Origin of the sequence: Hymenobacter sp. J193, assembly GCF_024700075.1 — a bacterium.
GTDB lineage: Bacteria > Bacteroidota > Bacteroidia > Cytophagales > Hymenobacteraceae > Hymenobacter.
Genome location: NZ_JAJONE010000001.1, coordinates 4,012,430 through 4,030,552, shown reverse-complemented (window position 1 = coordinate 4,030,552; position 18,123 = coordinate 4,012,430). Strand labels below are relative to the sequence as shown.

15 protein-coding genes are annotated in these 18,123 nt (G+C 61.0%); 6 read left to right on the top strand and 9 right to left on the bottom strand.

Features of this window, described 5'->3' with window-relative positions:
* Position 1: 1 nt before the first annotated feature.
* Together LRS06_RS17615 and LRS06_RS17610 are read right to left on the bottom strand one after the other, a co-directional pair.
* A complete protein-coding gene (locus tag LRS06_RS17615) occupies positions 2-1,858 on the bottom strand; it encodes a PAS domain S-box protein (RefSeq protein WP_257872696.1) in 1,857 nt (618 codons plus the stop codon).
* Between the two features lie 82 nt (positions 1,859-1,940).
* The gene (locus tag LRS06_RS17610) at positions 1,941-2,396 is read right to left on the bottom strand and encodes a type I restriction enzyme HsdR N-terminal domain-containing protein (protein ID WP_257872695.1); all 456 of its coding nucleotides are present in this window, start codon (positions 2,394-2,396) and stop codon (positions 1,941-1,943) included.
* Positions 2,397-2,592: 196 nt separating this feature from the next.
* Between LRS06_RS17610 and LRS06_RS17605 the strand changes: the two genes are divergently transcribed.
* The 3 genes from LRS06_RS17605 to LRS06_RS17595 all read left to right on the top strand — a co-directional run bounded on the left by LRS06_RS17605 (position 2,593) and on the right by LRS06_RS17595 (position 5,569).
* A complete protein-coding gene (locus tag LRS06_RS17605; RefSeq protein ID WP_257872694.1) occupies positions 2,593-3,366 on the top strand; it encodes an AMP nucleosidase in 774 nt (257 codons plus the stop codon).
* An 84-nt stretch (positions 3,367-3,450) separates the two neighbouring features.
* Positions 3,451-3,876: a hypothetical protein gene (locus LRS06_RS17600; RefSeq protein ID WP_257872693.1), complete on the top strand. Its 426-nt coding sequence runs from the start codon at positions 3,451-3,453 to the stop codon at positions 3,874-3,876.
* Positions 3,877-3,910: 34 nt separating this feature from the next.
* The gene (locus tag LRS06_RS17595; protein ID WP_257872692.1) at positions 3,911-5,569 is read left to right on the top strand and encodes an amidohydrolase; all 1,659 of its coding nucleotides are present in this window, start codon (positions 3,911-3,913) and stop codon (positions 5,567-5,569) included.
* Between the two features lie 226 nt (positions 5,570-5,795).
* Here LRS06_RS17595 and LRS06_RS17590 read toward each other — a convergent pair whose 3' ends face one another.
* From LRS06_RS17590 to LRS06_RS17560, 7 genes are all read right to left on the bottom strand, one after another.
* Complete coding sequence (locus LRS06_RS17590; RefSeq protein ID WP_257872691.1) at positions 5,796-6,305, bottom strand: DinB family protein; 510 nt, start codon at positions 6,303-6,305, stop codon at positions 5,796-5,798.
* A 94-nt stretch (positions 6,306-6,399) separates the two neighbouring features.
* Positions 6,400-7,830: an MFS transporter gene (locus LRS06_RS17585; protein ID WP_257872690.1), complete on the bottom strand. Its 1,431-nt coding sequence runs from the start codon at positions 7,828-7,830 to the stop codon at positions 6,400-6,402.
* Positions 7,831-8,177: 347 nt separating this feature from the next.
* On the bottom strand, positions 8,178-8,747 hold the full coding sequence (locus LRS06_RS17580; RefSeq protein WP_257872689.1) for a hypothetical protein: 570 nt from the start codon (positions 8,745-8,747) through the stop codon (positions 8,178-8,180).
* 174 nt (positions 8,748-8,921) lie between these two features.
* Positions 8,922-11,327, bottom strand: coding sequence for a TonB-dependent receptor (locus LRS06_RS17575; protein ID WP_257872688.1), 2,406 nt, complete (start codon positions 11,325-11,327; stop codon positions 8,922-8,924).
* A 153-nt stretch (positions 11,328-11,480) separates the two neighbouring features.
* Complete coding sequence (locus tag LRS06_RS17570; RefSeq protein ID WP_257872687.1) at positions 11,481-11,828, bottom strand: hypothetical protein; 348 nt, start codon at positions 11,826-11,828, stop codon at positions 11,481-11,483.
* A 262-nt stretch (positions 11,829-12,090) separates the two neighbouring features.
* Positions 12,091-12,681, bottom strand: a complete 591-nt coding sequence (locus LRS06_RS17565; protein WP_257872686.1) for an NTP transferase domain-containing protein — start codon at positions 12,679-12,681, stop codon at positions 12,091-12,093.
* A 90-nt stretch (positions 12,682-12,771) separates the two neighbouring features.
* Positions 12,772-13,962, bottom strand: a complete 1,191-nt coding sequence (locus LRS06_RS17560; protein ID WP_257872685.1) for an XdhC family protein — start codon at positions 13,960-13,962, stop codon at positions 12,772-12,774.
* Between the two features lie 349 nt (positions 13,963-14,311).
* Here LRS06_RS17560 and LRS06_RS17555 point away from each other — a divergent pair, with 349 nt between their 5' ends.
* The 3 genes from LRS06_RS17555 (at position 14,312) to LRS06_RS17545 (ending at position 17,882) form a co-directional block, all read left to right on the top strand.
* The gene (locus LRS06_RS17555) at positions 14,312-15,826 is read left to right on the top strand and encodes a S8 family serine peptidase (protein ID WP_257872684.1); all 1,515 of its coding nucleotides are present in this window, start codon (positions 14,312-14,314) and stop codon (positions 15,824-15,826) included.
* A gap of 402 nt (positions 15,827-16,228) precedes the next feature.
* The gene (locus LRS06_RS17550) at positions 16,229-17,293 is read left to right on the top strand and encodes a hypothetical protein (RefSeq protein ID WP_257872683.1); all 1,065 of its coding nucleotides are present in this window, start codon (positions 16,229-16,231) and stop codon (positions 17,291-17,293) included.
* Between the two features lie 250 nt (positions 17,294-17,543).
* Positions 17,544-17,882, top strand: coding sequence for a hypothetical protein (locus LRS06_RS17545; protein WP_257872682.1), 339 nt, complete (start codon positions 17,544-17,546; stop codon positions 17,880-17,882).
* Positions 17,883-18,123 lie beyond the last annotated feature (241 nt).

The following is an 18,123-nucleotide window of genomic DNA, read 5'->3' as shown; positions in this document are numbered from 1 at the left end:
CTTAGCTGAAACGCAATATAAAGCGGGTTCCCACATTCACCTGACTTTCTACCGCAACCGTTCCGCCCATGGATTCGACGTGTGATTTGACCAGAAATAACCCGATTCCGCGCCCTGGCCCGACGGCGTGAAAACGCTTGTAAAGCTGAAACACTTCCTGGCCCGCTTTCACCGTATCGAAGCCGGAGCCATTGTCGGAAATGGTAATGGTCGTGCCGGTTTCCGGGCTGGTGTTGCCCTCTACTTCTACCACCAGCGGACGGCCCTCGGCGCGGTACTTGATGGCATTGGCAAACAGGTTGTAGAAGATACTGTGGAAGTAGGCGCGGTTGCCGCTCACGCGCAGGTCTTCGGGGATGTAACACACTATCGTGCCCGCGCACTCGCGCAGCGGTTCCTCCAGGCTTTGCGCTACCCGCTGGCACACGCCGGCCAGGTGTACCAGCTCCAGGCGCGGCACTTCCTGCTGGTCCCGGATGGACAGCACGGTGTTGACCTCCATCAGCACGGCATCGAGCTGGCGGATGCTGGCGTGCAGGTTTTTCAGGGACGTGTCGAACACCTCCGTGTCTTTGGCCGTGCGCTGCAGCAGATCGGCAAAGCCCAGGGCATTGGCCAGCGGCCCGCGCAGGTTGTGCGACACGATGTAGGCAAACTGCTGCAGATCGGCGTTCTGCTTGAATACTTCCCGCGACATCTGCAGCTGGCGCTCCTCAGCCTCCTTACGCTCCGATATGTCCTGCATGGCCCCGATCATGCGCAGGGAACGGCCAGCGGCATCGCGCAGCACGTAGCCCCGGTCGAAAATGGTAGCCCAGGAGCCATCGGCCCGCCGGAAGCGGTATTCGCTCTGCCAGTAGCGCACGTCCGCCGACTCCACAGCCTGCAGCAGGCTGTTCACGGTCCGGGCCGTGTCTTCGGGGTGAATGAACTCGGCCCATAAGTCCAGGTTCGACACGTTCTCCTCCAGCACGTGGCCAAACAGCGCCTCAAAGCTCTGGCCCCAATACAGCGTGTTGCCGGGGATATTCCAGTCGTAGATGGCGTCGTTGGTGGCCCGGAACACGTATTCGTACCGCTCATTGCTGATCTGCAGCGCCTCGGCTATCCTTTTCTGGGCAGTGAGGTCGTGCACGATGCCCACCAGCTGGGTGCAGGCACCATCTTCGCCTACCACCGGCGTCAGGGTCACCTCACCCGTTACCAGGCCCGATGGAAAGTCAGAGGTTTCCTGCCAGGTCTGGCGCTGCCGGGTGGCAATGGCCTTGGCGTAGCGGGCCAGCTCCATGGTGCGCAGCGGCTCCGGAATAACGTCTTGGGCAAGGCGGCCGATCAGCTGCGCCAGCGGAATGCCAGTGGTGACGGCGAAGGCATTGTTGGCAAAGGAAAACCGATAGCGCCCTTCCCCCTCCACATCCAGCACAAAAACCACATCGGTCATGGTGTTGAAGATGACCGACAGCTGCTGCTCCCGCTGGCGCAGGTGCTTTTCGGCCCGCTCGGCGGCGGCCAGGTCTTTCATAATGCCATGCACGCCCCGCACTTCCTGGCCTTCTACCAGCGGAAAGACCGTACACAGCAACGACCGAATGCCCTGTTCCTTCGTTCGGACGCTTACATCGTGGGTAAGAATTTCGCCCCGCAGGGCCTGCTGAAAGCACTGCCGCGCCCGTACGGTTTCGGAGGGCAGCAGGTACTGAAACAGGCTGGTGCCCACGAACTGCGCCGGCGTATAGCCCAGCAGCTCGGCAAAGCGCGCGTTGGCCCGTATCAGCTCCCCGGCCGTATTCAGCGTGAACACGGCATCGGGGTGCTGATCAAAAAAGGCGTTAGTGGGGACGGAATCAGATACGGACATAGCACGAATGGCCCCGGGCAGCACCGGCCCAGATGAGGCACAACAGCCGTAAAGTACCTTTTTATGAATTTATTGCAACATTTTATTGCATCGGGCTGGTGTACTCCGGTATTTCGGCCAGCTGCGTGTTCGTGCGTTGCTCAAAGTCGACCCGCCAGCAGAAGTGCTGCAACCCGTTGGTAAGCAGCAGCAACGGCGCCCCGATGGTCTGATTGTAGGTGGCTGCCTGGTGGGCTACCGCCGCCGTGATGGGCACCGTGGGCGCCTTACATTCAACCAGCAGCAGGGGCGTGCCGGCAGCATCCAGCGCTACCAGATCGGTGCGCTTCTGGCGCTGGTTGTAGCGGTGGCCGCGCTCCAGGCTGAGCAGGCCCTTGGGGTAGCCCCGGTGCCCGATGAGGTAGTGTACCACGTGCTGGCGAACCCACTCCTCGGGCGTGAGCACCACGTGGCGGCGGCGTAGCACGTCCCAGATTAGCAAGTTTTCGCCGGATTGGGTAAGTTTGTATTCGAAAGGCGGCAGGTTCAAGGCTTGCATCACCTCCAAAGGTACGGCCCCGGGCACTCTCCCGCTTTTCGCGCTGTACCGTCGTACCCCTTTCCCTGGGTTCCGACGGTTTTTTCATTTTGGGACTTGGCAGCGTGGATGCGGTTCAACAAGGCGACAAGCCATTGTTTGCAGGAACGTCATCCCCTCAAGTCCCCACAGACCAAGTCCCCTTAAATCAATCCATATGAAAACCAAAGCTGACATTGTTGAGAACTGGCTGCCGCGCTATACCGGCGTACCGCTGAAGGAGTTTGGGCAGTATATTCTGCTTACCAACTTCATCAACTACGTGCACATGTTTGCCGAGCAGTTTGGGGTCGAAGTGCGCGGCCTCGACAAGCCCATGCAAACGGCTACGGCCAACGGCATCACCATTATCAACTTTGGCATGGGCTCCCCCATGGCCGCCACCGTTATGGACCTGATTTCGGCCGTGAAGCCCAAGGCGGCGCTGTTCTTGGGCAAGTGCGGTGGCCTGAAAAACAAAACCAAGCTTGGCGACCTGATTCTGCCCATTGCCGCCATCCGCGGCGAGGGTACTTCCGACGACTACCTGCCCGCCGAAATTCCGGCTCTGCCCTCCTTCCGCCTGCAGCGCGCCGTATCGTCTATGATCAAGAAGCACGAGAAGGATTACTGGACCGGCACGGTGTACACCACCAACCGCCGCGTGTGGGAGCACGACGAGAACTTCAAGGAATACTTGCGCCAGATTCGGGCTATGGCCGTGGATATGGAAACGGCCACCATCTTCACTGTGGGCTTCGTGAATGAGATTCCGCACGGCGCCCTGCTGCTGGTGAGCGACAACCCGATGACGCCCGAAGGCGTGAAAACGGCCGAAAGCGACAAAAAGGTAACGACTGATTACGTGACCACGCACCTGCAGATTGGCATCGACTCGCTGCTGGAGCTGAAGAATTCCGGCGAATCGGTGAAGCACATGCGGTTCGAGTAGCCGAAAAAAACGCTACTTGCGGGGCGCTGGTTTTTTCGGGAGCCCGCGCCCCGTTGCGTTTTTGCCCCGCCGCTACCCCGCGCCATGCCTCTTGTTGCCTCGCTGCCGTACCTCACCATCACGTACCAAGGGCGGCAGCGCGTGCTGCTGGGGCAGTGGCAGCGCTCCATTATGCCGTTTGAGCTGCACCATGGCTACGCGCAGCTGCTGGAGGCCGCCGTGGCGCACCAGTGCCGGTTCTGGCTGGTAGATACCACCCGCTGGCAGGCCCCGGCTGATGCTACTACGGTGCTGTGGATGCTGGAAAGCTTTCTACCCCGGCTGCACCCCCAGCTCGGCGGCACCGTGTACCTGGCGTTTCTGATGGCCCCGCACCAGCTGGCCGGGGTGCTCACCAACCACGCCATTCCGCCCCTGGCTGCTCTCAATGGCACGCCCTACCAGCTGCAGCGCTTCACCGAGGAAGCCGCCGCCCTGCACTGGCTGCGCACCTGCCGCGCCGCCCGGTAATGGCGCATCGGGGCCGGCTGCGTACTTTCGCGGTATGCTATTTCTTCTGTTCCGCCGCCTGCTTCTGGTGGCCGCCCTGGCCGCTTTCGTAACTGCATGCCAGTCGGGCAACCGCCAGCCTGCCGATGTGCTCGTGTTCAATGCCACCGTGTACACCGTCGACTCGGCGTTCAGCCAGGCGCAGGCGTTTGCGGTGAAAGATGGAAAGTTCTTGGCCGTGGGCACCGCCGAGGAGCTGCGCGCCAAATACCAGGCCGCGCAGGAAGTGGATGCCCAGGGCCAGTTCGTCTACCCCGGTTTCTACGACGCGCACTGCCACTTCTACCGCTACGCCCTGGGCTTGCGCGACGCTGACCTGGTAGGCACGGAGTCGTGGGGAACCGTGGTGCAGCGCCTGCAGGAGCAGCGCCGGCAATACCCGCAGGCCGCGTGGCTAACCGGCCGGGGCTGGGACCAGAACGACTGGCCCACCAAGCAGTTTCCCTCCAAAGACACCCTGGACGCCCTGTTTCCGGACGTGCCGGTGTTTATCATCCGGGTGGATGGGCACGCGGCCCTCGTCAACCAGAAGGCCCTGGATCTGGCGGGTATTACGGCCCGTACGCCGATCAGCGGGGGCGTAATCACGAAAGATGCCGCCGGCCGGCTCACCGGTTTGCTGATCGACAATGCCGTGGATCTGGTGTCCGCAAAGATTTCCGAGCCCACGACCGCCGAAGCCAATATCCTGTTGCTTGAAGCCCAGCAGCGCTGCCTGGCCGTAGGCCTCACGAGCCTCGCCGACGCGGGCCTCGACAAGCCCAACATTGACCAGATGGCTGCTTTGCAGCAGCAAGGCAAGCTCAAGCTGCGCCTCTACACCATGCTGAACCCCACCAAGGCTAACAAGGACTTCTACTTCCAGAATGGCCCCGTCTTTCAGGAGCGGCTGACGGTAGCTTCCTTCAAGGTGTATGCGGATGGGGCCCTGGGCTCCCGCGGCGCCTGCCTGGTAGCGCCGTATGCCGACCGGCCCAAGGAAACGGGTTTTCTGCTTTCCACGGAAAAGGAATACCGTGCTCTGGCTAAGGAAATTGCGGCCAGCAAGTTCCAGATGAACACCCACGCCATCGGCGACTCAGCCAACCGCATCATCCTGAACATTTACGGGGAAGCGCTGAAGAGCCAAAAGGACCGGCGCTGGCGCATCGAGCACGCCCAGGTCATCACCCCAGCTGATATGCCTAAGTTCGGACAGTTCGGCATTGTTCCCTCGGTGCAGCCCACGCACGCTACCTCCGATATGTACTGGGCCGGCGAGCGGCTGGGCCCGAAACGACTGAAAACGGCCTACGCTTACGAGGAGTTGCGCAAGCAGTACGGTCAAGTGGCCCTGGGCTCCGACTTCCCGGTGGAAGATATCAACCCGCTGTTTGGCTTTCACTCGGCCGTGGCCCGGCAGGATGCCAAGAACTACCCCGCTGCTGGCTTCCAGCCCGAAAACGCGCTGAGCCGCCCCGACGCCCTACGTGGCATGACGACCTGGGCCGCCCACGCCGCCTTCGAGGAAAAGCAGAAAGGCAGCATCCGCCCCGGTTTAGCCGCCGACTTTGTAGTGCTGGACATGGACCTGCTGAAAGCGCCCAAGGAGAAGCTGCGCAGCGCCAAAGTGCAGCAGACGTGGATTGCCGGCGAAAAGGTGTACGGAAGATAATGTGCTAATGTTCCAGCTGTCATTGCGAGCAGCGCGAAGCAATCCGTCCTCTGAAATGCACTAAGCTTTAATACATGAAAAAGCCCTTTCCGGCGCGTGCGGGAAAGGGCTTTTTGGTAGAAAGAAGTGTCTGGTTCTGTACAGATCGGATTGCTTCGCGCTGCTCGCAATGACAGGGCCATTAGTACATCCCCCACATTCAACCACATTCGCATATCAACAAAGGTTATTTTTCGTCGGCGGAGGGGCCGTAGAAGCCGGGCACGGGGATGTCGAGTAGGCGCAGGTACACGGTGAGCTGGCCGCGATGATGGATGCTGTGGTTGAGGCCCATGAGGCGGATAGCCGCGCCCTTTGACTGCTCGAAAATGGTTTGCTCGCCGCGGTGGAGCCGGAAGTTGTGGGTCAGGCTTTCGTCGGTGGTGGCTTGCAGCTGCTCCCGCAGCAGGGCGCTGTATTCATCAAAGCGGGCCAGCAGCTCCTCCTTGCTGGTGGGCGTGGGACCGGGCTTGGGGGCATTGGGGTCGAGGAAGTCGCGGGAGTCGTGCGTGACGAACAGGCTCTTGAACGCCAGCAGGTTGACCACGTGCGTAGCCAGCTGCCACAAACTCATGCTCTTGGGGTGCGGGCGAAACTCAGCCTGCTCGTAAGGTACCCGTTCCAGAATAGTGCGGGTGCCGGCCAACTCGTGGTTTAGCTCCGCCAGGATGTTTTGCTGAAAGGAAGAGGTGTGCATTGCTCGAGGGGTAAAAGAAAGAAATGGGCTATAAAAACGACGAGCACCGGGCTTTCCCGATGCTCGTGCAAATAGCGAAAGTCGCCGGACTTGTTTAGGTAGTGGGCCGCGCCACGTTGGGCGTAGCGGGCGGCGGGCCAATGGCCTCGGCACCGGTGGTGGGCTCATCCCGCAGCTTCTTGCCACGCAGGGTGAGCAGGAACACCAGCCCCAGCACGAAGAACACGATGAGCGACAGAATGCTGTTGCGCATAGAGCCTGTTACCTGGGCAATGACCCCGAACACGGCCGTACCAATCACAATACTGAGCTTTTCCGTCACATCGAAAAAGCTGAAGAAGGCCGCCGTGTTGGGCGTGTTTTCAGGAATAATCTTGGAGTACGTGCTGCGCGAGAGGCTTTGCACGGCGCCCATGGTGAGGCCGATGACGGCCGCCAGGGCATAGAAGCTCCAGCCGGCCTGCACGTAGTACCCCGCCACGCAAATCAGCATCCAGATGAATACCGACCAGCTCAGGGCCCGGGTATTACCGATGCGCTCCGAGAGCTTGGCAAAGAGGTACGCCCCCAAAATACCCACCAGCTGCAGCAGCAGAATCGTCAGAATCAGGGCCGAGCTTTCGAGCTTCAGCTCCTCGTCGCCGAAGATGGTGGCCACGTACATCACCGTTTGCACGCCCATGTTGTAGGTGAAGTACGCCAGCAGGAAGCGCTTCAGGTTGGGCAGGTGCTTGAGCTGGTCCCATACCTTGCCTAGCTCGCGGAAGCCGTTGAGCAGCCAGCCACCCTCGGCAGTAGCGCCGGCGGGTCGGCCCGGGTCGGCGGGCAGGGCAAAAAAGGCAATCTGTGCGAAGCCAGCCCACCACACGCCTGTGAGCAGGAAGGCCAGCCGGGTAGCAAAGCCTTCTTCGAGGCCCAGCGCGTCGTGGCCCATAATCAGGCCCAGGCAGATAACGAGCAGCAGCACCGAGCCGATGTAGCCCATGGAAAAGCCCCGCGCCGACAGCGAATCATACTTTTCCTCGCTGGAAATCAGCGGCAGGTAGGAGTTGTAGAACACAATGGACCCCGAAAACCCGATGGTGGCCAGCACAAACACAAAGGTGCTGAGCGTGAGCGTTTCGGGGGTGAAGAAGAACAGCGCGGCGCAGGAGAAGGCCCCGAGGTAGCAGAAGATCTGCATGAACAGCTTCTTGCGCCCCGAGAAATCGGCCAGGGACGTGAGGAATGGGCTGATGATGGCAATGAACAGGAAAGCAGCCGAAATGGCGTACGTCAGCAAAGAGGAGCCCGGCACCTGAAAGCCCAGGAACTCCACCGGGCTTTTGCCGCTGTCGGTCTTGGTGATTTCCTTCACCATCGCGCCCCAATAGATGGGGAAGATGGAACTGGTGATGACGAGCGGGTACACCGAGTTGGCCCAGTCGTAGAACGTCCAGCCGCGGGTGATGCGCTTGTCGTCCTTGGGAATGTCACTGAAAGAAGCATCGGGCGCGGTGGCCGGAGCAGTAGAGGCTGTGGTCATGCAGACGGAGGTTGGCGCTGAGGGGCCGGGCAAGATAACGGGAATTCGGTGGGGGCGTTGCCGGGCTTGGGCAGTTAGCAATGTCGAGCAGGTGCAGGAAGTTATCCCGTACAATGCTCAAGCTAGCCGCTTATAGGTAGATGGCAGCATGTAAATTGGACTATTTTTGAGTATTAGCCACAACCACTTCCTATTCATGGTGGCGGTTAACTGTGCTCAACGCTTCTCCGCTACCACCAACAAGCAAGCCCCAACCAGCGGCCGGGGCTTGCTTTCCGATTCTCCACCCCAGGGGAGAAAAGGGAGAGAAGCCGTTTGCAGCCGGCTTCCCAGGGAGGCAGCTAGGCTTACCGGACCGTAGTCGGGAAAACCACCTCCACATCCGTGTCGCCAGGGGCAAAGGAGCCATCCTTCACGCCAGGCTGGTGGCGGAGCGTAATCTTGAGCGTGCCCGTAGTGGCGGCCGTGGTTTCCAGGCGCGTCTGCAGGCCTATTTCCAGGTTGTTCGCGTCTTTATCGGTGCGCGTCACCGTCAGCAGGTCAGCGGGCGTAGGCTCATACACAAACAAGTGCTCGTCGGCCTCCTCCAGAATTTCGGCCGAGGTGTCTACCACCGGATTTTTGGTTTCATCCCGGAGCGTGAGCGTGCCGGTGTAGGTGGTATTGGGCGCCAGCGTGAGCGTGCCAATGGTTGGTGCCGTGCCCCCGTCGCCGTCGACATCCCGGTAGGTTACCGACACCGGGGTGCCACCCCCCACGGGCGTGAGGGTGTACATCACCGTGGTAATTTGCTCGTTTTCTTCGTCGGGCGTGGGTTCGTCGTTGTCGTCTTTGCTGCAGGCGCTGAACAAGGGAGTGGCGGCCACTAAAGCTAGCAGCGTGGCCCGAAACAGGCGGTGTTTGAAAGGAGTGTGCATACTGAAAAGGGGAAAAAAGGTGAAAAAGTGAAAGGTGAAAAGTGATGAGGTGATAAATGAAAAGGACCGTCATGCTGAGCTTGCCGAAGCATCTCTACCGCTTCGTTACTAGTATTGAGTAGCCAGAGGCAGAGACAGATAACAAGCAACGACGGGCGGGGGCAGGCCCTGCCCCTACCGGCCAAACGCCAGCGGCACCTGCACGCGTAGCGTCACGTTGCGGCCCATTTCATCGGCGAAGTAGCGGTAGCGGTTGAGGTAGTCGCGGTAGCGCTGGTTGAGCAGGTTGGTGCCCGCCAAGCTCACCGTCAGCGGCAGGCGGCCCCAGCCGATGGTCGTGCCCGCCTCCAGCCCCAGCAGGGCGTAGCCGGCCGGCGGGGCTTTGTAGTCCCGCTCGGCATAGTTGTCGGGCACGCGGGTTTGGCGGGCCACGGCGGAGCCGCCCAGCTGCACGTAGCTCTGGCGGTACCGGGCAGCGGGGCGTTCCACGAAGCTGTAGCGCAGGGAAGCCTCGGCCCGGTCGGCGGGCATAAACACCTGCCACTGGTTTTGGCGCGTGTCGCGGGCCCGCACCACGGAGCCCTTCGCGCCCAGCAGCCAGCGCGGCGCCAGCTGGTAGGTTCCCGCTACGTCTATTCCCCGAAAGGTGGCATCCGTTTGCTGGTACTGCCAGCTGATGAGTGCCCCCCGAATGGTGATGACCGGCGGCAGAATCGGCACCTGGTATATGAAATCCGTGATGCGCGTCTGGTACACCGTGATTTCGCCGTTCAGGCGTGGGTTGTCGTGCCAGGTAGCCGTCAGGCTGACATTAAGGGCGGTTTCCGGCTGCAGCGCGCCGTTGCCCGGCACCAGGTCGTAGCCCAGCTCGTACTGGGCGTTGTGCACCCCGTCGCTGAAACGTTCGTTGGCGGCGGGGGCCCGGCGCGTGAGGCCCGTAGCCAGGTTCAGCGTCAGGTGCGCCGTAGGGTCGAGGGTAGCGCCCAGGGAAGCGGCCGGGGTAGTGTACTGAAACCGACTGCGCGCCACGAAGAACGCCCCCGTACTATCCCGGTCACCGCGCTTTACCTGTAAGCTGCGGCGGTCCAGGCGGAGGCCGGCTTCGAGCAGCCACTTGCCGCGCTGCCATCTTTCCAGCCAGAAAGCACCCGCGCTGGTATTGGTGTAAAAGGGAATAAACTGCCGGCTGCCCGCCGCGTAGCGGTTAAGCTGGTACGTACCAGTCAGGCCCAGGCTACCTGTGAGGTTGTGCCAGCGGCGGTGCTCCCAGAGCAGCTCGGCCGTGCTGGTGCGGTTGGTGTAGCTCAGCGCGGGCTTGTTTAAGCTGGCCAGGTTATCGTTGCGCGGGCGGTACTTGTCGTACTCCTCCCGAAAGTCGGTTTGCTGAGCCAGGGTGCCGGTCAGGCGCCCGGCGGTGCCGGTTTGTACGAAGCCTGTAAGCCGGACTACATCGTGGCGCACCTGCTGGTAGGCCCGGTCAATAGCGTAGCTGAAGCCCGACGTTTCCAGCGGCCGGGCGCGGGCAATAGCCAGCACCAGGTCGGTGGGGTTGCCCACGTGCGCGGCGGGCAAAATACCAATCTGGGTGTTGTACTGGCTGTAGAAAGCATCCAGCCCGTAGCTTGCCTTGCGCCAGCCCACTGCGGCCGAGAAGTTGTATTCCTGAAAGCCGGAGTTCTTGAGGTAGTAGCCCGGCGCCCGCATCGTACCGGCCCGCTTGGCGGTACCCTGCAGCCGCCAGCTGAAGGCCGGCAGCTGCCGCAGGTTGCCTTCTACGCTCCCGGAAGCCGCGCCCAGCCCGTTGTTGCTCATGGCCACCAGGTTCAGCTCAGCCCCGGTGCCCACCGAATCCCGCAGCGGCCGGGGTTCTACCAGCACCACTCCGCCAATGGCATCGGAGCCGTAGCGGACGCTGGCCGCTCCCTTTACTACCGTCAGCCGGGAAGCTATAAACGGGTCTATTTCCGGGCCATGCTCCTGCCCCCACTGCTGGCCTTCCTGCCGCACCCCATTGTTGAGAATAGTGAGGCGGTTGGAGTGCAGCCCATGAATCATAGGTTTGAAGACGCCGGGACCAGTCTGGATAGCCGTAACGCCGCTTATCTTCTGCAGCGCCTCTCCCAGGGCCTGGCCCCGCGTCTGCTGCAGCGCCTGCCCGCTCAGGGTGGCCGTGGGTTGCGGGCCGGGCACCGCCACACGCGTGCCCTGCACCGTAGCCCCGCGCAGCAGCACGGCGTCGGGGTGCAGCTGAAAGTTGCGGACTACGGCCCGCTCCACCCGCAGTTCGGCGGTTTCGGGCTGGTAGCCAATAAAGCTGACCTGCAGATGATAGAGGCCCGGGCAAAGGTGAAAGTGAAAGTTACCAGCCGCATCGGCCTGGGCAGCCTGCTGGGTTTCCAGCACTACCACGGTCGCACCCGGCAGGTCGGCCCGCGACTCATGGTCGGCCACGCGCCCGCTCAGCGCCAGCGTGCATTCGGCAGGAGCCTGGGCCCGGCTGGCGGTGGCGCTGCTCAGAAGGAGTAGCAGCCCAACGCCCCACCGTCCCGCTCCCGGAATGCCCGGAAATCGGAAAGACATAAAAAGAAAGGAGAGCCGGTAAAAACTAAACCAGCCGCCGCCATGCCCGCGCTACATTGTGCGCAGGGGCAGGTTGCTCCACGAGAAAGGAGAAAGAAGGCATTGAACCTCCTGGCAAAGAGGCCCAACTGCGCCACCGACGGCTATCCGGGTTTAGCTCCTGGAAGGTGGTCCGCGCAGGTAATCAACGGCGGGGGGCAATACCTCACCCGCCCGAATCAGCGCCACCGTGGTGGTTTGCTGATAAGCCTGCAGCACCAGTTCCAGCGGCAGTTCCAGCGGCGCAGCCGGCTGGAAGGGCGCGTTGTAGAAATGGTCGACGTCGCAGTGCTGGTGCTTGGCACTCAGCATCGTCTTCCCGCGCAGGGCGCCCGGGGCCTGAGTCGGCTCCTCCGTGGTGTGCTCGTGGCTGTGCAAACTTAGTACCCACGCCTCCGGCACCAGCACCCGCGTAAAGCAGAGCAGCAGCACCAAAGCCAGCCAGGAACGAAGCGTTTGCATGAGCAACGAGGTAACGTAGAGCAGCAAATGTACACGCAAATCCGAACCAGGAGGCAGCGCGACACTGAAACCAGTCGAGTTGCAGGAAGTTTTCTACTATTCGTTATGGCTATTATACTATGTCCTAACTTCCTGAATCCGGTTGTATTCCAGAGTCTTATCGGGTGGCAACCCTGCCATTTGCACGCTTAGGCAGTATTTCTTTCGTGTATTCACGGGCAAAACTGAATTCGGGCTCAGGCTAAGAATGGAAGCCTTAACCCTAGCCTTGTGCCAGCAGGGCGGCATATTGTTCCTCGGTATCCACGTCGATAGCGCCCTCGGGAAACGGCACCCCTACTACCAGCTCAGGGTGCTCACGCATAAGCTGCCCGGCGCCGGCGTGGTCCGAGAGCCTGCGCAGGTGCCCGTGGCAGGCAGCGGCAAAATAGGCGGGTACGCCCCGCACCCGGCCATACTCGGCGGCGGCCACGGCGCGGTCGGTGCGGGCGTGGGCCTCTACCAGCTCCCAGAGCAGGCCCGGCGTCACGTGGGGCTGGTCGCAGAGCATTACCGTGAAGCCGGGCACCTGCGGCTGCAATCGACTAAGAGCCTGCAGCCCAAACTTAAGCGAAGCTCCCATGCCGGCCGCCCACGTGGGGCAGTGCTCTACGTGCACGGGCAGGCCCGCCAGCTCCGGCAGCAGCTCCTCGTGTACGGCACCCGTCACCACCACTACCAGGTCGCCGGCCGCGGCGGACACGGCCGTTTCGGCAGCCCGGCGCAGCAAGGTTTTGCCTTGGTACGGCAACAGCTGCTTGGGCCGGCCCAGGCGCGACGAGGCACCGGCAGCGAGAAGAACGATGGGTGGCATACAAGCGGGCGGAGAACGTGGAAAGCAACTGTGTCCGGCGCACGCTCAACCCAAAGGCCAACCGCACCGGCGCACAGCAAGGTACACGTTTCAGAGACGGCACACGGCCTCTACCCGGCCCTCGGGCACCAGCGGCGCAGCGGCCCGCAGCGGTGGATGAATGGGGTGCGGAGAGTCGCGCAGGAAGCCAGCCGGCCGGCCCGTGAGCACCGCCTGAATTTCGGCCACAATGGACAGGGCAATTTCCTCGGGCGTTTCGGCACCCAGGTTCAGGCCAATGGGGCTGTGGATGCGACCCTGCAGCTGCCCGGCTGCGTCGGGCACATCCTTCCGCAGGTCTTCCAGCAGCCGCTCATACTTCTTGCGCGGCCCCAGCAGCCCGATGTAGCGGGCCGAAGCGGCGGGCAACAGGTGGCGCAGCACGGCCAGATCATAGTAGTAGTTGTGGGTCATGAGCAAGGCAAAGCTGCCGTCGTGGGGCTCCTCTCCTACCTGAGCCAGGGGCAGCACCCGCACCGCGGCGGCCTCCGGGAAGCGGGCCGCCTGCGCCTGGGCCGGGCGCCCATCCACTACCTGCACCTGCCAGCCCAGCCCGGCCGCCAGCCGCACCAGGGGCTGCACGTCGTTGCCGGCCCCGTACACCGTGAGGCGCACCGGGGGCCGCAGGATTTCCAGGCTAACGCGCACCGGTCCGGCCGCCGTGTTATAATGATGCGTGGCGGGCTGCCCGGCAGCCAGGGCAGCGCGGGCATCAGCCAGCAGCGGCGGGTACAGGCTGGTCTGCGGAGGCAAGGTGCCCTGGGTAGTTCCATCGGGCCGCAGCAGCAGACGCTGGCCCACAGCTACATCGGAGCCCGGGCCGGGGGTGCTGTACACGGTAGCCGCCAGGGCTGGCTCTTGCAGCCCGGCAGACCAGCGGCGCAGCTGCTCCACGGGGTTGTCGGGGTCCTGAAAGTTGAGCGGCTCCAGCAGAATCTGCACGATGCCCTGGCAGCCCAGCGCGGCCCCAAACTGCAGGTCGTCGTCGGGGTCAGTCGAATCATAGGTTACCACCGTGGGTCGGCCCTGCTGAATCACGCGTCGGGCGCGCTGGCGGGCGTCGCCCTCCAGGCAGCCCCCGCTGATGGCGCCCGTCAGCTGGCCTTCGTCGGTGACGAGCATGCGGGCACCGGGGCGGCGGTAGGCCGAGCCAGCTACATCCACCACCGAGGCCAGCGCACAGGCACGCCCTGCCGCGCGGTGCACATCGTAGGCAAGGAGCAGGCGTTGAAGTTCGTTCATAATTATGGCGTACCCGGGCACAATGTCCTTCCGGCTGAATGTCAGCCAAATGAGGCTCTGCCGGGTTGAATGAAGGTTTTGGAGCACCGTGAGGCCCGAAGGCGAAAGGACGCCGAAGCCTTGCTACTCCCTGCCCAGTACGCGGACGGGCACCGGCTAGTTGAACTAATACGGGTGCGCTGGTGCTTTTCCGGCAACTGACAGCCAACTATCAACTTTCCTACTTTATCCGACTTGCCTTATAGTATGTGTAAAATTTCAGCCTTTATCGCCTAGTATTCTGCAATTATTTCATCTTTCCGGGACATTCCTCTCATTGTTTACTTTTCCACCCACCCCACTTCATTTTATGCACCCCTCCTTTTTTACTCCCCGTTCTCTTTCTGTGCTGGGCCTGAGCCTGGGTTTGCTGGCCAGCTGCAGCAAGGAAGACATCCAATTGAAAGATGCGGCCCCGCAGTCAGCAGTTCTGAGCAACGCCGCCGCTGCCGCTGATGCAGGCTCGGTAGTACGTCGGGGCAACCAGTACATCATCATTTCCAGTACGGATGCCCTACCTGCCGACCTGGCTGCCCAGACGCAGGCGGCCAACGGTACCCTTACCGATCAGCTGCCCGGCACCGGCCTTGCCCTGGCTACTTCCACCGACCCCAACTTTGCCGCCAAAGCCGGCCGCATCAGCGGGGTGCGCTCCGTTATTCACGATTTCAGCTTTCAGGGCTTCAACCCCGCTTCCGACCGTAATCTGGAAGCCGTAGCTGAAGCTGAAAACACCAACCCCGCTAGCGCGGGCGACAACGAGCGGTTCTTCCCGCTGCAGTGGGGCCATACTGCCATTCAGGCCCCCGCCGCCTGGAATGCCGGGGCCCGCGGAGCCGGCGCTCTGGTAGCCGTACTCGACGGTGGCTTTGACCTTACCCACCCCGACCTGCAGCCCAACATCGTGGGCAGCCGCTCCTTTGTTCCCGGCGAGCCGGCTCAGTTTGGCCTCACTTCCTTTAGCCACGGCTCGCACACGGCCGGTACCATTGCCGCCGCCGATAATGGCCTCGGGGTTATCGGGGTAGCTCCCGATGCCAAGCTGCTGCTGGTGAAAGTGCTGCGTGATGCAGGCAGCGGGTCGTTTTCCTGGATGATTCAGGGCATCTACTACGCCGTGGAGCAAAAGGCTGATGTGATTAACATGAGCCTGGGCGCCGCCATTCCGCGCAACAGCAAGTTCCGCGACGACAACGGTACGCCCGACGATACTTCGGACGACAAATGGGTAAACGAAACCAAGGAAATCCAGGAGCTGCTGGTCGCCATTAGCAAGGCTACTACCTACGCCACTCAGCACGGCGCTACCGTTATTGCTTCTTCCGGCAACGACGCCAACAATGGCCAGCGCGACCAGGATCTGGTGCACATCCCTTCGGGCGCTACCAACGTTATTTCCATTTCAGCTACTGCGCCTACCGGTTGGGCCCTGAACCCCTTCGGTACCAACCTTGACGGGGTAGCATCTTATACCAACTACGGCATCTCGGATGTGACCTTTGCCGCTCCCGGCGGCGACGCCATGTACCCTGGCCTGGATATCAGCACGGTGGCTGGCGTCCGGCAGTACACTTATGCCTTCGACATGGTGTTCAGCTGCACCAGTTTGGGGCGCTATACGTGGTCGGCGGGCACCAGCATGGCAGGCCCCCACGCCGCCGGCGTGGCCGCGCTTATCGTAGGAAAAAATGGCGGGCAGATGGATCCGTCTCAGGTGCGCGCCACCATGCGTGCCTCAGCCGATGACCTCGGCAAGCCCGGCCGCGACGCGTATTACGGCTATGGCCGCGTAAACGCCCTCCGTGCCGTGACGCAGGCACAATAAGCAGTATTTACTTGGCAAACGGCCCGCTTCCAACTCTGGAAGCGGGCCGTTTGCATGTTATCAGCGAGCCTATAAGCAGCTACTAGCGGATATATGGCCTGCATTACTTCGTTAACCGGGTTGTGCGCAATGGCAGTATGTTTTGGCTAAACCTGGAATTAGTGCCCGAATAGCCGGGGCCGGCAGCCAATAGCATTTTGCAGAACTACGCGCTCATCGCCGTAATCGATTGCACAATCGACCAGCACTGTTAAAACTAGAACATCAGTCAATTCATTTCCAGCAAATTATCCTTTCATAATCAGAAAGCTATATTATGTACATAATTTCATCTTTTTTGCACTTTACTTTTTTATTGAAATATTTTATTATTATTTAGTACTGCACTTAACCCCCACCGCTATGCTTACCTCTGCTTTCTGCTTTCGCAATTTCTCGATACTGGGCTTTGGATTAGTGCTGTTGGGCAGCTGCTCATCGGAAGACTCGTTAACTAACGCAACGAAGCAAAGCCGCTCCGTCACCCAGGTCGCGCAGGCTCCCAGCCTGGAACCCGTTACCCGATTGCAGCATCAGTATCTGCTGCTTTCCCACACCGACCAGCTGCCCGCTAATTTGCTTGAGCAAGCCTGGTTGGCCAATGGTACCATCACGGGCACTCTGCCTGAAGTTGGGCTGGCCCTGGCTACCTCCGATGACCCCGAGTTTCAGGCCAAAGCCAGCCGCATGTCCGGCATCAGGGCTGTTATTCATGACTTCAGCTACCAGGCTCCTAAACCACAAGCGACGCGCGCCGGTGCGGCCTATACCGCAGCGCAGTCTTCTGCCGATGCTCATAGCTTGATGCCTTGGGCGCAGACTATTAAAAACACAAGCTCCGCAGACGAGCAGGCTTCCCAGAACAAGGGACAAAGTACCCTGGTGGCAATGCTGGGCCGGGGCAACCATCTCATGCCGGCCTTCAAAAACCGTGTTGTAGGTGTTACGTCTTTTGTACCGGGCGAAGACGTTCAGGCAGTTCCTGTACGGCAGGTGGCCGCTACCTCGCCCGAGGCGCGGGTGCTGATGGTGAAAGTGCTGGGCGACGAAGGAACCGGCTCGTTGGGCTGGATGCTGCAGGGCCTGTACTTCGCTACCACGCAACGTGCCAACATCGTGAGCCTGGATCTGGCTACGGCCGTTCCCAGCCACAGCAAGTACCGCGACGACCACGGCACGCCCAACGACCTTTCGGATGATACCTGGGTGAACGATCCGCAGGAAATTCAGACGCTGCTGGTGGCTATCAGCAAGGTCATGAACTACGCCAGCCAGCGTGGAGTGGCCGTTACGGCTCCGGCCAGGCATATGACAGCCAACGGCAACAAGCGGTTGGTACACATTCCTGCTGATCTGCCCAACGTGGTGGCCATTACTCCGCAAACAGATCTGGCCATGCTCAACGCTTCGGCTCCTCAGCGGCAATAGTTCTTCTTTAGCTGAGCCCAGTACCAAGCAAAACGCCTTTCCGGTATGGAAAGGCGTTTTGCTTGGTACTGGGCTACGTAGTTTTACCAGGCTTTCTGCATTGAATATACTTCACGTTCAATATTCATCGGGTTAGTTAAGGTATTGGTCGCCTGAATAGCGGGGTTAACCTATTGTATTCGTCTATCGGCCAAACAACACCCATATTTACCTCACACACTTCACCAACACGCACTTTCACTACACACCTATGAAATCTTCTGCTTTCCGCTTGCTGCTGGGTTTTTCACTTATCTGCGGTAGCTCCTCAGCCTTTGCCCAGGAAGCGCCCACCAAAACTGCGGCACCAGTCACTACCGACGTAACGCCCGCAGAACTGGTTCGTAGCCTGTCCAATGCGCTGCAGCTACAGCCTCACCAGGCACAAATCCTGCGCCGGACCCTGGAAACACCTAAAGGTGAGTCACTGACGGCCCTGCAGAAGCAGTTCCACGACAGCCTCTCCCCCATGCAGCTGGCCCGCCTGGAGCAATGGGAGAAAACTGCCCCTACCGGCTTGCAGCAGCGTTTTATCGCGCTGGCCGAATAAACAGCTTACAAACTGTGATGCCGGTGTTGCTTAAGTAACAGCACCGGCATCACAAGCCAAGGCCCCCGGTTTCAGCTGAAACCGGGGGCCTTGGCTTGTGCGCCTTTAAGAATGGGCATTTCACGTATCCGAGGCTGCAGTAGATAGTATTTTATGCATTTTATATCCTTGCTTTTCGGTCAACAGGCAAGCCTGCTACTGCGTATGCCCAAAGCGCAGGCCCTCCGCCAGCTGTTCGACC